Origin of the sequence: Wolbachia endosymbiont of Armadillidium arcangelii (genome assembly GCF_040207875.1) — a bacterium.
GTDB lineage: Bacteria > Pseudomonadota > Alphaproteobacteria > Rickettsiales > Anaplasmataceae > Wolbachia.
This window is the reverse complement of the sequence record NZ_CP157942.1, coordinates 565,519-581,725: the sequence shown is the minus strand read 5'-3', so window position 1 is coordinate 581,725 and position 16,207 is coordinate 565,519. Positions and strand designations below refer to the sequence as shown.

Below are 16,207 nucleotides of genomic sequence, written 5' to 3'. Positions count from 1 at the left end.
GTTAGCTATATTCAATTCGACTGATCATAATGTGATGCCACCATACTCTCTTCTTCACCAGAACTTAAATGACAACCATTATCCCCCAAACATTTCTCGTCATAAGTTTCAATATCAAAATATTTTTCATACTTATCTATATTCTCACAAAGTGAAAGTGCCCTCACCTTATTCATAATCAAACCCGTACCAGCAGGAATTAATCTTCCTACTATAACATTTTCTTTTAATCCACTTAAAGGATCACTCTTTCCGCAAAATGCTGCTTCCGTCAGTACTTTTGTTGTCTCTTGGAAAGAGGCAGCAGAAATAAAAGAATTAGTTTCAAGACTTGCCCTAGTAATCCCCTGTAGAATAGGGAGATAATGAGCAGGCCGTTTGCCAGAGTTATTCATAGCACCGTTTTCTCTATCAACTTCCAGCTTGCCTACACTTTCGCCAACTAAGTACATAGTATCACCAGGGTCAGTAATTTCCACTTTTTGTAGCATTTGTCTTAAGATCACTTCTAAATGTTTGTTGTCTATGCGCACACCTTGTAACCTATAAACTTGTTGTATTTCAGAAATCATATAGTGTGCTAAAGCTTCTAACCCAAGCACACGTAGAATATCATGAAGATCAGGGTCACCATCCATTAATAAATCACCTTTACGCACAAAATCACCCTCATTGACTATCACATGCTTACTTCTTGATATCAGATACTCAACTGGAGAAATCTGTTCATCTACAGGTTTAATTAATATACTGCGTTTTCCTCTACGATCTTTCTCAGAAAACATTACACAACCATCTATTTCACTAACGATAGCATGCTCTTTAGAACGACGTGCTTCAAATAATTCTATAACCCTCGGCAAACCACCAGTAATATCACGAGTTTTAACTGACTCTCTTGGTGTTCTTGTAATAACATCACCTGCATGAACCTTCTGACCATCCTGTACATTAAGCACTGCACCAACCGGTATAAAGTAACATGCTTCAACACCACTTGCGAGCGTTATTACTTCGCCATTATCATCAAGGAGCGCAATACGAGGACGTAAATTAGCTTCACCAGAATACAATTTCCAATCTTTTACTACTCTATTTGATATTCCTGTAGATTCATCCATCACTTCAGTGATCGAAATTCCATCTTTTAAGTCCTTATAAGATATTGTACCAGTCTTTTCCGTAATAACAGGTAATGTATAAGGATCCCATTCCGCAATTTTATCACCAATTTTTACTAACTCACCCTCATTTATATAAAGTTTAGCACCATAAGGCACACTGTGCTTCAATTTTTCACTACCAAGGCTATCAATTAAGACGACTTCACAGGAACGGCTTATCACAATTTTATTTCCGTTTCTATCTATAATTATATTACTATTATTTAATTTTATTCTAGCATTAATAGAAGCTATAATATTTGAGGATTCAACACCTCTAGTCATTACTCCACCTATATGGAAAGTACGCATCGTTAACTGAGTACCTGGCTCCCCAACAGATTGAGCAGCTATTACACCAACTGCTTCGCCTATTGAAACAATTTTACCAGTTGCAAGATCTCTTCCATAACATAAAGAACATATACTGGAACTCACCTCGCAAGTCAAAGGTGACCTAATTTTTACAGCATCAAGACCCGCAATGTTGATTTGCTTTACCTTATCTTCATCAACTAATTCCCCTGCTTTTACTAATAACTGTTTTGTTACTGGGTTATATATATCATTTGCAGCTGTTCTACCTAGCACAACACTCTCTAGAGATGCAACTATAGTACTTCCCTCAACTATAGCCTTTACAATAAGACCATTTTTTGTTTTGCAGTCATATTTTGTAACTATGCAATTTTGAGATACATCAACTAAACGACGAGTTAAATACCCAGAGTTTGCAGTTTTAAGTGCAGTATCGGCTAAACCTTTACGTGCACCGTGAGTAGAATTAAAGTATTCAAAGACATTCAACCCTTCACGAAAATTAGAAATTATAGGCGTTTCTATAATCTCACCAGAAGGTTTAGTCATAAGCCCTCGCATTCCTGCTAGCTGCTTCATCTGGGAAGTAGAACCTCTTGCACCGGAGCTAACCATCATGTATATTGAATTGTACTTACTATTTTCATCATATACAGATATCGCTTTTAACATATCATTCGCTATCATATCTGTGCACTTAGACCACTCATCTATAACCTTATTATACCTCTCACTTCTAGTGATTAGCCCATCTTGATATTGTGCAGAGAATTTCTTAATTTCACCCCTTGTATAATCAACATGTGTAGCTTTAGTCCCAGGTATAACCATATCGCAACGACTAAAAGAAGTACCGGAAAATGTAGCATACTCAAAGCCAAGTGTCATCAATTTATCAGAAAATGCCACTGTAGCACTTTGACCACAATTACGATATACCAAATCAACTATGCTAGCTATTTCCTTCACTGTTAATACCTGATTTATTAGATCGAAGCTTAGATTCTCATGTTTAGGAAAAATCTGCCATAATATTAAACGTCCAGGAGTTGTACAAACAATTTTATAGTGAATGTTTCCATCGTTATTAATATACTCCATTTTGCACTTTATATTAGAATGAATATGTAGAGTACCATTGTTTAAGGAATGCTCAACTTCACAAAAAGCACTAAAAAGTGATAAGCTATCTTCCTTAAGTTGCTGTAGAGTCAGATAGTATATACCAAGTACTATATCTTTACTAGGAACTATAATTGGTCTTCCATTAGAAGGACTCAAAACGTTATTTATTGACATCATCAATACTCTAGCTTCAAGTTGAGCTTCTAATGAAATTGGCACATGCACTGCCATTTGATCACCATCAAAGTCAGCGTTAAATGCTGTACAAACAAGTGGATGAAGCTGTATTGCTTTACCTTCAATAAGGACTGGCTCAAAAGCCTGAATACCAAGCCTATGTAGCGTAGGCGCTCTATTTAGCAAAACAGGATGCTCTTTTATTACTTCTTCAAGCATATCCCAAACTTCTGGCTTTTCTGCTCTTATTAATTTACTAGCAAATTTAATAGTTGGAGCTATGCCATATATCTTAAGCTTTGAGTAAATAAAAGGTTTAAATAACTCAAGAGCCATTCTTTTTGGTAATCCACACTGATTTAGTTTTAAAGTTGGACCAACAACTATTACAGAACGTCCAGAGTAATCTACCCTTTTTCCTAAAAGATTCTGACGGAAACGACCTTGCTTTCCTTTCAGCATATCACTAAGAGACTTTTTATATCCAGTAGCGCCAGCTTTATTTATCAGAGTATTACGACGACTATTATCAAAAAGAGAATCAACTGCCTCTTGTAACATTCTTTTCTCATTACGAATCATAATCTCAGGAGGATTTAAACTTAACAATTTTTCCAATCTTCTACTTCTATTATTAATACATCTATAATGATGATTCAGATCAGAAACTGCAGGGCGACCACTTTCAAGCGATACCAAAGGACGCAAATCAGGTGGTAAAATAGGTATAGTTGTAAGTATCATCCACTCAGGCCTGTTTCCAGACTTGATAAAATTTTCAACAATACGCAATCTCTTTATAATTTTCTTTCTTCTCATTTCAGAAGCAACAGACTCTAACTCCTGTCTTAAATTCTTTCTAATTTCATGTAAATCAAGGTGCGTTAGCAGTTCTCTTATAGCTTCAACACCTTGCATAGCTACAAAGCTATCGACCCCATAGCTATCTTTAGCTTCATTATAAGCTTTCTCACTAATAATTTCACCTTTTTCGAAAGAGGAAACAAGAGAATCTATCACAACATAATTATTACTATATAAAATACTCTCAATATCTCTCAGAGACATATCTAATAATGCTCCAATTCTTGAAGGAAGTGACTTCAAAAACCATATATGAGTAACAGGAGATGCAAGCTCTATATGACCCATTCTCTCTCTCCTTACTTTGGAAGATGTAACTTCTACTCCACATTTTTCGCATATACGGCCCCTATATCTCCTTTTTTTGTACCTTCCACATAAACATTCATCATCATTGACAGGACCAAAAACTTTAGGACAAAATAACCCACCTTTCTCAACTTTGAATGTACGATAGTTTACGGTTGAAATATCCGTTATCTCTCCACAAGACATACGCCTAATACTTTCAGGGCTAGCAATAGAAATGCTAACCTCATTAAAAGATTGTGCAATGTTAGTATGGGATATATCTTCAATTACTATGCCATTTTGCTTCAAATCTACATTTAAACACAAGGAACGCAGCTCTTTTATCATCACATTAAAGGATTCAGGAATTCCACATTCAAAATTACTATCACCTTTTATTATCGACTCATAAATCTTAACCCTACCATTAATATCATCAGACTTCACAGTTAACATTTCCTGCAAAGTATAAGCAGCACCATAGGCTTGCAATGCCCAACATTCCATTTCACCAAAACGCTGACCACCAAAATGAGACTTTCCTCCAAGAGGCTGTTGAGTAACCAAACTATAAGGTCCTACTGAACGCGCATGAATTTTACCATCTACTAAGTGGTGCAACTTAAGCATGTACATGTAACCAACTGTAACTTTGCGGTCGAACTTCTTACCTGAACAACCATCATATAATACAACTTGCCCAGAGTTATCCAACCCAGCAAGTTCAAATAGCTTTACTATTTGTTCATCTTTTGGACCTTCAAATACAGGTGCAGCAACAGGAATGCCATTACGTAATTTATGCGCAAATTCAATGAGATTATTATCGCTAATATCATGAATATTATTACAAACAGATACATTACTGCCACAACTATAAACCTCAGTAAGGAAGTTACGTAAACTGCTGTGTGCACCCTTACAAGAGTTAAAATAATTCTCTACTAATGTAGTCAATTCATTATTTAGTTCATCCTTATTAGGCATATCTAAAATAGAAGCTGTTATTTCATCATCATTAATATCCTCAATTTTTTTATTATCAAGATATGCTGCTGCAAATTTTACAAAATCATCATCATTAAGAGATTTAATTCCCTCACAAAAAGCACGTTTGATTTTATTAATCTCGTCAAGAATATTGCCTACTTTTTCTCCTAATTTTTTACAAGCCCAACCTACATGCGCTTCCAATATTTGCCCTACATTCATTCGTGAAGGAACGCCAAGAGGGTTAAGAATAATATCAATAGGAGTACCATCTTCCAAATAAGGCATATCTTCCACTGGAACAACTCGAGAAATCACACCTTTATTTCCATGTCTACCAGCCATTTTATCTCCTGGTTGCAGACTATGTTTCACAGCAATGAAAATTTTTACTGACATTGACACACCCTGAGGTAAATCATAACCTTCATGTAATTTTTCTACTTTTTTCTTAAATTGTGCTATTGCATTTGATATCTTTTGATTAAAACCCTCTTTTAAGCTCTCAACTTGCTTAGAAATAGATTGGTTTTTTAATCCTATACCCCACCATACCTCACGTTCAATAAAATTAATACTTTCTCGATCTTGAGAGCCAGAACTAATAAGAAGTTTTTTCAATTCATCATAGAAATATTGACTAATAACATTGATTATATGGTCTCGCTCTTTCTCAAAGTCATTTACCTCTTTTTGCTTAATGAGAAATGCCCTTTCATTTTCTTCTCCCCCCCTGCGTGTAAAGACTTGCACGTCAATCACTGTCCCTTCAATATCCGGAGATGTATATAAAGAGGAATCCGCACAATCAAATGACTTTTCACCAAAAATTGTCATTAACAGTTTTGTCTCAGGAGGCAATGAAAGAGAATGCTTAGGTGTAACTTTCCCCACCAAAATATAGCCCGGACCAACTCTTGTACCAATTTTCACTATACCACTATCATCCAAGTGATAAAGATTTTCTTCATTAACACCGGGTATGGCACGAGTTATTTTTTCTGACCCTAAAGGAGTATCATGCACAACACATTCAAATTCTTCTATATGAATAGAAGTAAAGAGATCTTTTTTAACAACTTCACTAGAAATAATAATTGAGTCTTCAAAATTATAACCTTGCCAAGACATAAAAGCAACTAGCAAGTTTTGACCAAGTGCCAATTCACCATTATTAATAGCAGGACCATCAGCTATCACATCACCTTTCTTAACACAATCACCTACATGCACCAGTGGTCTCTGATTAATACAAGTATTATGATTAGAACGCTGAAATTTCCTTAGATGATAAATATCTACATCCAAGTAGTTAACCCCTTCTTTATCAAAAACACGTATAACTATAGAGTTACTATCAGAGCTATCAACTATGCCATCACGTTTTGCTAAAACTACAGCGCCAGAGCCAGAAGCTACGAAAGACTCCATACCAGTAGCAACCAAAGGAGCAGTAGGCTTCAATAAAGGTACAGCTTGACGTTGCATATTTGAACCCATTAGTGCTCTATTAGCATCATCATTTTCTAAAAATGGAATTAAAGAAGCAGCAACTGATATTACCTGCTTAGGAGATAAATCAATGTAACTCACTTGGTTACTACTTACCATGACAAAAGTACCAGCATATCTACAATACAGCATATCATCAACAAAGCAATTGTTTTCATCAAGCTTTGCACTGGTATCAGCTATATAATATAAACCTTCATCTATAGCAGACAGATACTCAATTTGATCAGTAACAACCTTATTCACTACTTTCCTATAAGGACTTTCAATAAACCCATATTTATTAATACGAGCGTATATAGCCAAGCTGTTAATTAAGCCTATATTTTGCCCCTCAGGAGTTTCAATAGGGCAAATTCTTCCGTAATGAGTTGGATGAACATCACGCACTTCAAATCCCGCCCTTTCTCTTGTTAAACCACCAGGACCTAACGCCGACAACCTTCTTTTATGTGTTATTTCAGATAATGGATTAGTCTGATCCATAAATTGAGATAATTGAGAAGAATTGAAAAAATCTCTTAAGACATTGGTTAACACTTTTGGGTTTATAAAATCGGATGGAGAGACTTTATCTAAACTAGAAGTAGACATAGAATCAACTACTGCCCGCTCCAATTTTAATAATCCAGTTCTAAATTGATTTTCTATAAATTCCCCAACTGAACGGACTCTTCTATTTGCTAAATGATCAATATCATCTACAGATCCTTGACCATCACGTAACAATACTATTTTTCTTATAATTCCAATAATGTCTCCATGTGTTAAAGTAGTTAAATTTTCGTCATAATTTAACCCAAAGCAAGAGTTAAGTTTTAATCTACCAATATCAGACAGATCATAATATTCTTGATTGAAGAAAAGATTATGGAAAAATTCCTCTACTATCTCTAAAACAGGAACTTCACCGGGACGTAAAACTTTATATATTTCGTATAGCGCATTCTGATAAGACATATTTTCATCTAAGAAAAGTGTATTTAATATATAAGGTCCAACAGAAACATTATCTATGTTCAATACTGATATTTTATCTATAGATAACAACTCAAGCTTTTTTACATCCTCTAATTTTATAGGTTCACCAGCAGATAAAACTTTTGCAGAACTAGCACTATCTATTAAATCTTCTGCAAGAAATAAATCACATATAGAATCAGAAGGCACCAGATACTCTTTCAATCCATCTTCATGCATCTTTTTGGCTAGCCTTGCGGTAATACGAACATTAGCTTTAAGCAGGATATTACCTGTAACATCCCTTAAGTCAAAAGGCAATCTAACTCCCTTAAATTTATCAGGAGTGAAAGGTACTTTCCAACCACTTTTATGTTTTACATACTCTACTTTTTCATAAAATTTATTAAGTATATCATTATTTGATAGGCCAAAAGCCTTTAATAAAACTGATATTGGCAATTTTCTCTTTCTATCAACACGAAAATACAAATGATCTTTAACATCAAACTCAATATCAAGCCAAGAACCTCTATAAGGAATAACTCTGGCAGAATAGATCAATTTACCAGAATTGTAAGTTTTTCCCTTATCACTATCAAAAAACACTCCAGGAGATCTATGCATTTGTGAAACGATAACTTTTTCTACGCCATTAATGATGAAAGTGCCATTATCAGTCATCATAGGCAGTTCACAAAAGCGAACTTCTTGCTCTTCAACAGATTTTATAACAGTTGCAAATTTAGAATGATCGCCACTCTCTTTAATTAATTTATATTCATCAAGAGAAACACCATCCTGCATAATAACAAGACGTATAGAAGCAATAACCTGAGCAGAAAAAGTTATACCACGTTTTATACATTCAGATTCATTATACTTAAGATCATCTACCCTACAACTCATAAACTCGATAGTAGCCCTATGCAAAGGATCATTTATTGGAAAGATTGTATGAAAGATAGCTTCAAGCCTTTTATTATCCTTACTATTAGAACTAAAGGAACTATATGATTCCTTTTGAACTTTAACCAAATCTAACAAAGAATCTTTTAAATCAATCGACCTGGAATAAGAAACTCTAGGAACAAAAGCACTAGAAGCACACATATAAGAAGAATCAATCATTAAAATACCTTCAACTAATTAAAAGAGCTATATCAACATAAAATTAATATACTAACACTTTATTCAAACTCAACTTTAGTTGCTCCTGCTTCAATAAGTTTTTGCTTTATTTTTTCTGCTTCGTCTTTAGAAACATTAGCAATCAAATCTTTAGGCAAAGATTCAACCAACTCTTTTGCTTCTTTTAAACCCAATGTAGAATTAACCTCTCTAGTAGCTTTAATAACTCCTATTTTTTTGCTCGCATCAATTTCTTTAATTACAACTTTATACTCAGCTTTTTCTTGAGCAGCAGGAGCGGCATTATCACTAATAGGCGCCCCAGCACCAACAACTTCACCAAGAAAAGAATTAGCAGGCAACCCTATTTTCTCTTCTAGAACTTTTACAAGTTCAGAAGCCTCTATTAGTTTTAAATCTAATATTTTATTAGCTAAATCACTTATTACATTACTCATAATTACCACCTTACTTAACAACAAATTTATTTTTTAGAACTATAATAATCCAAAACTCTCATAAGCCTCATAGAAGATAAATTAATAGACAACGCCAATCGAGCAGGAATATCATAAGATATTAAACGCATAATTTTAACACGTAATTCATCCAGAGAAGGCAATTTAGCCAATTTATTAACATCTTCCACTGTCAACAATTCATTTATATGAGCTGCACAAATTACAGACATTTTTTCTTTATTAGTATTAACAAAATCAACTATTAATTTTGCAGCTTCTACTATGCCACTAGAGTATATAATAGCAACAGGACCAGAAAATTTGCCTGATAAATAAGAAAATCTGCCAGTCCTTTCCAAAGCTAAGCAGGCTAGAGTGTTTTTAACTACCAACATCCCACTCATTACAGACTTTAGGCTATTCCTAAGAATTAATAAATCATTAACATTCATAGACTTAAAATTTACCAATATTAAGAAATCATTATTTACAAATATATTCATTATGCTCTGTATAAATTCATCCTTATCTTTACGCTTCACGGTACCACTCCCCTAAATTATATCTTCTATTTTGTTTATTTTATAAGCTTTACCCATAGTTGAATTTAAAAAAACACCTTTAAAGTAAACTCCTTTTACAGAAGTAGGTTTATTATCTTTAATTACTTTAAGAAAGGCTTTTAAATTTTCCAATAAATTATCAACATCGAACTTAACACTCCCTAACTTACCATGAATAATACCACTCTTATCTGTCCTAAATCTTATTTGACCAGACTTAATAGTTTTAATAGCCTCCTCAACATTAGAAGTCACAGTACCAAATTTAGGATTAGGCATCAGCCCTTTAGCACCCAATATTTTTGCAATAGGAGTAATTTTTACAATAAAATCAGGAGTAGTGATGCACCAATCAACATCCAACTTTTTACCTTTTTTTATTTCTTCAACTAAATCCTCTCCCCCTGCAATATCAGCATCAGCTTTTTTAGCTTCTAATAAATGCTTACCCTGAGCAAAAACAGCCACTTTAATATCCTTTCCAATACCTTTAGGTAAAACTACTGTACCACGCACCTGCTCTTCAGATTTACGAGAATCTATTCCTAAATTGACTGCAATATCAATTGATTCATTAAACTTTGCTGAAGCAAACTCAATAATCTTCTTCAAACACTGCTTAGGATTATCATTATATGTATTCATTTACCTAACCTTCCACAACTTCTATACCCATAGATTTTGCAGTGCCTACAACCATTTTCACCGCTGAATCTTCATTACCCACTTTCATATCAACCATCTTGCACTTTGCCACTTTAATTATAGCAGACATAGGTAATTTAGTCACTAATTCTTTACCAGGATTACCAGAACCTTTAGTTAATTTAGCCTCCTGCTTAAGTAAATAAGCCACAGGCGGACCGCTAACAGTAAAATCATGAGAGCGATCATCCTTTATGGAAATTCGCACTGTTACTAAATCGCCTACTTTATAATTAGCGTTAGCAGCGCTAGTAACTTTATTAAAAGCTTCACAAAACTTAGGAATAGGTATACCACGCGGACCAAGTACTGAAGCAATTTTCGGTCCTGGAACTGCTTTTCCAGCTTCCATAAGTAAGTTAATCTTAGCAATTATAACACTCATAACTACTCCTCTATTTTTTCAACTTGAGCAAAATCAAGCCCTATTATTGTTGGCTTACCTAAAATCGATACTTCCACATTAATAATTTTTTTCTCATCATTTACCATATCTACCTTACCAGCAAAATTTTGAAAAAGACCATCATTGATTTTTACTTTTTCACCTTTCTCATAACCATAACTTAACTTTTTCGTTTCTTGAGCATTGTAAAGCGCACTACACATTGAGCGAATCTCATCATCCGTAATTACCTTTGGAACATTACCATTTTTCAAAAATCCATAAACCTTAAGAGATTTTGGTATATTATTGATAAAATTCAATACCTCATCACATAAATTCACGTATAAAAAAACATAACCAGGAAAGCATTTCCTCCGTGCAGCAATTTTTTTAGATTTTAAGTCCATCTCACTTAACTCTTCACAAGGAATAAAAACCCCATTAAAATAATTGTTAATACCCAATCTCATAGAATTTTCTAATATATGTTGGCGCACTTTCTCTTCATAATTAGAGGCAACTCTTAAGATATACCACTTATATCTATTAAATTCCTTGCGTTTTGAATTTATCTCATCATCTAAAATCTCCTCAAAATTACCAGACTCGTCACTACAAAATCCAATCATTTGATTCAAAATATTTTTGCTTTCATCACACAGATGCATACATATATATACTTCACATAACTCTTTTATATTAGACTTTGAGTTATATACTATCTGATAAGGAATAAATACCTCCTTAAAATAGACAGTATTGCTTACCAATTCACGTATATCTGATTCATACCCATAATCAACTTTAATGATATACCATTTATATTCACATTCCATAAATAATTCCAAACAAAGTCTTAATTATGTAAAGAGACATAAAATCCACGAAACAGAAGAAAATCGAAAAACATAATATAACAACTATTACAACAAACAGAGATGACAATACCTGCTGTTTTTTTATCCAAGCAATCCTCCTTATTTCTTGCTTTATATCACAAAAAAAACCACACAAATTTTTTAACATTTTTACTATAACATTAATGCAGGAGCGATAGGAATCGAACCTACAACCTCTGGTTTTGGAGACCAGTGCTCTACCAATTGAGCTACACTCCTATAATTCAAATCTTACTCCAAAATTTCCGAAACCACACCAGAACCAACAGTTCTACCACCCTCTCTTATCGCAAAACGCAACCCCTTATCCATTGCTATTGGTGCTTGCAATTCTACTTCTACACTCACATTATCTCCTGGCATTACCATCTCCTTCCCATCTAGCAATTTTATGCTCCCAGTTACATCCGTTGTCCTTAAATAAAACTGTGGCTGGTAATTCGCAAAAAATGGTGTATGCCTTCCTCCTTCTTCTTTCTTCAATATATATACCTCCGCATTAAATTTCTTATGCGGCGTTATTGTCCCCGATTTTGCTAATACTTGCCCTCTTTCCACCTCCTCTCTCTTTGTCCCCCTTAGTAATATCCCTACATTCAGCCCCGCACTCCCCTTATTCAGCAACTTCTTAAACATTTCTACACCAGTACATATCGTCTTTTGCGTCGCTTTTAGACCTATTATCTCTATCTCATCACCTGTTTTTATCTCTCCCTTTTCTATCCTTCCCGTTACTACCGTCCCACGCCCCGATATCGAAAATACATCTTCGATTGGCAATAAAAATGGTAAATCTACAGGCCTTGGTGGAATCTCCACATATTCATCTAATTTTCCCATCAATTTGTCTATTGATTTCTTTCCATATTCACTGCTATCATCCTCCAGCGCCTTGAGTGCTGAACCAACTATCACAGGTACTTCATCCCCCGGAAATCCGTACTTGCTCAGCAACTCTCTCACTTCCATTTCCACTAAATCTATCATATCAGCATCAGCAACATCAGCTTTATTTATGTATACCACAATATATCCAACACCCACCTGCTTTGCCAGCAATATATGCTCTCTCGTTTGTGGCATTGGCCCATCAACCCCCGACACCACCAATATTGCTGCATCCATCTGTGCTGCACCTACTATCATATTCTTTACATAATCAGCGTGCCCAGGACAATCAACGTGTGCATAATGCCTTTTTTCCGTCTGATATTCAACATGCGCTGTTGCTATTGTTATTCCCCTCTTTCTTTCTTCTGGCGCTTTATCTATTTGATCATATGCTATAAAGTTCCCGTAATGTTTTGTTATTGCCGCTGTTAACGTTGTCTTTCCATGATCCACATGTCCTATCGTTCCCACATTTACATGCGGCTTGTCAAATGCTTCTACTACTGCTGTCATAATTACTACCCTTTAATTATACTTTAACTCATCAACTACATATTGTGGCACTTGTTCATAACAAGAAAAATGCATACTATATTGAGCTCTTCCTTGAGAGATAGAACGCAAAATATTTATATAACCAAACATATTTGCAAGAGGTACAAAAGCAAGAATCATAGTACTACTATTATGCGTTTCCATACTCAAAACTTGCCCCCTTCTGCTATTTACATCACCCATTATATCACCCATATACTCTTCAGGTGTAATGATTTCAACCTTCATTATAGGCTCTAACATTTTTGGACCAGCTTTATTCGCCATCTCTTTAAAAGCACCTTTAGCAGCAAGTTCAAAAGCTAAAGGACTAGAATCAACCTCATGAAAAGCACCATCAAGAAGAATAGCCTTAAAATCAATCAATGGAAAGCCAGAAATGATACCACCTTCTTTTATCAATTCCAAACCATTTTGTACACCAGGAATATATTCCTTTGGAATTGCACCGCCTACAATTTTACTTTCAAATTGAAACCCAGAACCAGGCTCAAGAGGTTCAAATTTTATTTTAACCTTAGCAAACTGACCAGCACCACCTGATTGTTTTTTATGAGTGTAATCAATTTCAACAGATTTAGTGATAGTTTCACGATATGCAACTTGAGGTGCACCAACATTAACACCAATATTGAATTCACGCCTTAGCCTATCTATAATAATTTCAAGATGTAATTCACCCATACCTTTCAGTATAGTCTGACCGCTTTCCGCATTCACTAATATCCTTAAAGAAGGATCTTCCGCAACTAATCTATTCAAAGCAACACCTAATTTTTCCTGATCTGAAGTAGTTTTAGGTTCTATAGCAATTTCAATAACAGGCTCAGGAAATTCCATACGCTCCAATAATATAGGAAAATCAACAGAACATAAAGTATCCCCGGTGGTTGTTTTCTTTAATCCAACCAAGGCAACTATATCACCAACTTTAGCTTCGTTTATATCTTCTCTGTTATTTGCATGCATAAGCAGCATTCTACCAATCCCTTCAGTCTCATTTTTCCCTGCATTTAACACGATAGATTTAGATCTCAATTTACCAGAATAAATACGAATAAATGTCAAACTGCCTACAAATTTATCTGTCATCACTTTAAATGCAAGAGCAACGAATTTCTCCTTTTCTAAAGGTTTGATCTCAATTTTCTTTTCTGAATCTTTAGGATCAGTTCCAACAATTACATCAACATCAATAGGAGAAGGTAAAAAATCAACCACACCATCTAAAAGTGGTTGCACGCCTTTATTTTTAAAAGCTGATCCACATAATACAGGGACAAATTTTCCTTTAATGGCCCCACTTCTCACACATTTTTTCAATAAATCAACTGGTAAATCATTAGATTCAAAGTAAGTATTCATCGCCTCGTCATCCATCTCAGCTGCAGCATCTAATAAAAAATTTCGATATTCTTGAGCCTTATCAAACAAATCAGAAGGAACATCTTCATAAGAAAATTTAGCGCCTAACGTTTCTTCTTGCCATATAATGGCTTTCATAGAAATGAGATCGATTATACCTTTAAAATCTTTCTCACTTCCTATTGGTAACTGAATAACTAAAGGTGCTGCACCAAGCTTCGTTTTTATCATATTGACACATCGATAAAAATTTGCCCCTATTCTATCCATTTTATTAACAAAGCAGATACGAGGAACATTATATTTATCAGCTTGACGCCAAACTGTCTCAGATTGGGGCTCAACTCCAGCAACTCCATCAAATACAGCAACCGCACCATCTAAAACCCTTAAAGATCTCTCAACTTCAATAGTAAAATCAACATGACCAGGAGTATCTATTATATTAATCCTATGATCATTCCAAAAACATGTTGTTGCAGCAGAGGTAATTGTAATACCACGCTCTTTCTCCTGCTCCATCCAATCCATAGAAGCTGCACCATCGTGCACTTCACCAATTCTATTTTGTTTACCAGTATAAAATAAAATACGCTCTGTTGTGGTAGTCTTACCAGCATCTATATGAGCCATTATCCCTATATTTCTATACCTAGATATTAAAATTTCCATATTACAATCAATCAGCTAAAATTAAAAACGAAGATAAGAAAATGCCTTATTAGCTTCAGCCATTTTATATTTTTCTTCGCACATCTTAAACGCACCACCGCATTTATTATAAGCATCTAGTATTTCAGATTGCAGACAATCAACAGTAGTTTTGCCACTCTTTTTTCGAGTAGCAGAAGCTGCTCTAGCAATCCACCTCAATGCTAAAGAAATCGCCCTCTCTTGCCGAACTTCAACAGGCACTTGATAAGTTGCACCACCAATACGTCGAGAACGCACTTCTATAGAAGGGGTAACATTTTCTACTGCTGTTTCAAAAATTGACAAAGCACCTTTGCCTATTTTCTTTTCAACTAAAGATAAAGCACTATAAGCAATCTTTTCTGCAATAGATTTTTTACCACATTTCATAATTGTGTTAATAAAACGCATAAGCAAGACACTGCCATAACGAGAATCAGGACTTGTTCTTTTTTTTGCTTTATTACGACGAGCCATAAATTTTAACCAGATTTCTTTACACCATATTTTGAACGAGCTTTCTTTCGATTTTGCACACCACGCAGATCAAGAGCACCTCTTATTATGTGATAACGCACACCTGGCAAATCTTTAACCCGCCCACCACGTATTAAAACAACAGAATGCTCTTGTAAATTATGACCTTCACCAGGTATATAAGCCGTCACTTCACCATATCCACTAATTTTTACTCTAGCTACCTTGCGTAGCGCTGAATTAGGCTTTCTAGGAGTTGTGGTATATACTTTAGTGCAAACACCCCTCCTTTGAGGATTGCATTCTCCTAAAGCTGGTACCTTTTTCTTGCAGATCAATCTTGATCTACCTTTAGACATCAATTGATTTATCGTAGGCATATGTTATAAACTCAAAGCTCTCAAAATAACTAAGTCTCTAGTTATAAAATAATAAACCTCAATAGTCAATATAAAAATAAACATTATCACTCTAATAATCTCAGCCTAACTGCTTTGAAAGCTACTGATAGTCATATGCCAAAGCGCAGATTAGCTCGAATATCAAAAAATTATCGCTTCACTTGCTATAGCTAAATTAGTATGGATATAGTGTGAAGGCTACCACAGAATATGCAAAGAATATTGCTTATAACAGAACCAAGAGCTTCTCACATTAACACCAATTGAATTAACCAGGT

Annotated in this window: 11 protein-coding genes and 1 tRNA gene; all 12 read right to left on the bottom strand. The window is 34.7% G+C overall.

Annotation, left to right across the window (positions count from 1 at the left end; all coding sequences use genetic code 11):
- Positions 1-11: 11 nt before the first annotated feature.
- Positions 12-8,531, bottom strand: coding sequence for a DNA-directed RNA polymerase subunit beta/beta' (locus ABLO99_RS02905; RefSeq protein WP_349968193.1), 8,520 nt, complete (start codon positions 8,529-8,531; stop codon positions 12-14).
- Between the two features lie 59 nt (positions 8,532-8,590).
- Positions 8,591-8,989, bottom strand: a complete 399-nt coding sequence (gene rplL, locus ABLO99_RS02900; RefSeq protein WP_349968192.1) for a 50S ribosomal protein L7/L12 — start codon at positions 8,987-8,989, stop codon at positions 8,591-8,593.
- Positions 8,990-9,015: 26 nt separating this feature from the next.
- Positions 9,016-9,534: a 50S ribosomal protein L10 gene (rplJ, locus tag ABLO99_RS02895; RefSeq protein ID WP_349968191.1), complete on the bottom strand. Its 519-nt coding sequence runs from the start codon at positions 9,532-9,534 to the stop codon at positions 9,016-9,018.
- Positions 9,535-9,546: 12 nt separating this feature from the next.
- Complete coding sequence (rplA, locus tag ABLO99_RS02890) at positions 9,547-10,200, bottom strand: 50S ribosomal protein L1 (RefSeq protein ID WP_047759007.1); 654 nt, start codon at positions 10,198-10,200, stop codon at positions 9,547-9,549.
- Between the two features lie 4 nt (positions 10,201-10,204).
- Positions 10,205-10,645: a 50S ribosomal protein L11 gene (locus tag ABLO99_RS02885; RefSeq protein ID WP_349968189.1), complete on the bottom strand. Its 441-nt coding sequence runs from the start codon at positions 10,643-10,645 to the stop codon at positions 10,205-10,207.
- 2 nt (positions 10,646-10,647) lie between these two features.
- Positions 10,648-11,484, bottom strand: coding sequence for a transcription termination/antitermination protein NusG (nusG, locus tag ABLO99_RS02880; RefSeq protein WP_349968187.1), 837 nt, complete (start codon positions 11,482-11,484; stop codon positions 10,648-10,650).
- The gene (gene secE, locus ABLO99_RS02875) at positions 11,474-11,674 is read right to left on the bottom strand and encodes a preprotein translocase subunit SecE (protein ID WP_238580378.1); all 201 of its coding nucleotides are present in this window, start codon (positions 11,672-11,674) and stop codon (positions 11,474-11,476) included. The genes nusG and secE overlap by 11 nt, the downstream gene beginning before the upstream one ends.
- Positions 11,675-11,693: 19 nt before the next feature.
- A tRNA-Trp gene (locus ABLO99_RS02870) sits at positions 11,694-11,766 on the bottom strand.
- Positions 11,767-11,778: 12 nt separating this feature from the next.
- Positions 11,779-12,951 carry an elongation factor Tu gene (tuf, locus tag ABLO99_RS02865; RefSeq protein WP_349967923.1) on the bottom strand — a complete coding sequence of 391 codons (1,173 nt, stop codon included), beginning with the start codon at positions 12,949-12,951 and terminating at the stop codon, positions 11,779-11,781.
- A gap of 12 nt (positions 12,952-12,963) precedes the next feature.
- Positions 12,964-15,030 (bottom strand): elongation factor G, encoded by a 2,067-nt coding sequence (gene fusA, locus ABLO99_RS02860; RefSeq protein ID WP_349968185.1) that lies wholly within the window; start codon positions 15,028-15,030, stop codon positions 12,964-12,966.
- A gap of 21 nt (positions 15,031-15,051) precedes the next feature.
- Positions 15,052-15,528: a 30S ribosomal protein S7 gene (gene rpsG, locus ABLO99_RS02855; RefSeq protein ID WP_114517759.1), complete on the bottom strand. Its 477-nt coding sequence runs from the start codon at positions 15,526-15,528 to the stop codon at positions 15,052-15,054.
- Between the two features lie 5 nt (positions 15,529-15,533).
- Complete coding sequence (gene rpsL / locus ABLO99_RS02850; RefSeq protein ID WP_047759012.1) at positions 15,534-15,908, bottom strand: 30S ribosomal protein S12; 375 nt, start codon at positions 15,906-15,908, stop codon at positions 15,534-15,536.
- Positions 15,909-16,207: the final 299 nt, after the last annotated feature.

Excerpts from the sequence above, each read along its gene's own strand:
- ABLO99_RS02905 (WP_349968193.1), bottom strand. The coding sequence starts at position 8,531 with ATGATTGATTCTTCTTATATGTGTGCTTCTAGTGCTTTTGTTCCTAGA.
- rplL (WP_349968192.1), bottom strand. The coding sequence starts at position 8,989 with ATGAGTAATGTAATAAGTGATTTAGCTAATAAAATATTAGATTTAAAA.
- rplA (WP_047759007.1), bottom strand. The coding sequence starts at position 10,200 with ATGAATACATATAATGATAATCCTAAGCAGTGTTTGAAGAAGATTATT.
- ABLO99_RS02885 (WP_349968189.1), bottom strand. The coding sequence starts at position 10,645 with ATGAGTGTTATAATTGCTAAGATTAACTTACTTATGGAAGCTGGAAAA.
- nusG (WP_349968187.1), bottom strand. The coding sequence starts at position 11,484 with ATGGAATGTGAATATAAATGGTATATCATTAAAGTTGATTATGGGTAT.
- secE (WP_238580378.1), bottom strand. The coding sequence starts at position 11,674 with ATGTTAAAAAATTTGTGTGGTTTTTTTTGTGATATAAAGCAAGAAATA.
- tuf (WP_349967923.1), bottom strand. The coding sequence starts at position 12,951 with ATGACAGCAGTAGTAGAAGCATTTGACAAGCCGCATGTAAATGTGGGA.
- fusA (WP_349968185.1), bottom strand. The coding sequence starts at position 15,030 with ATGGAAATTTTAATATCTAGGTATAGAAATATAGGGATAATGGCTCAT.
- rpsG (WP_114517759.1), bottom strand. The coding sequence starts at position 15,528 with ATGGCTCGTCGTAATAAAGCAAAAAAAAGAACAAGTCCTGATTCTCGT.
- rpsL (WP_047759012.1), bottom strand. The coding sequence starts at position 15,908 with ATGCCTACGATAAATCAATTGATGTCTAAAGGTAGATCAAGATTGATC.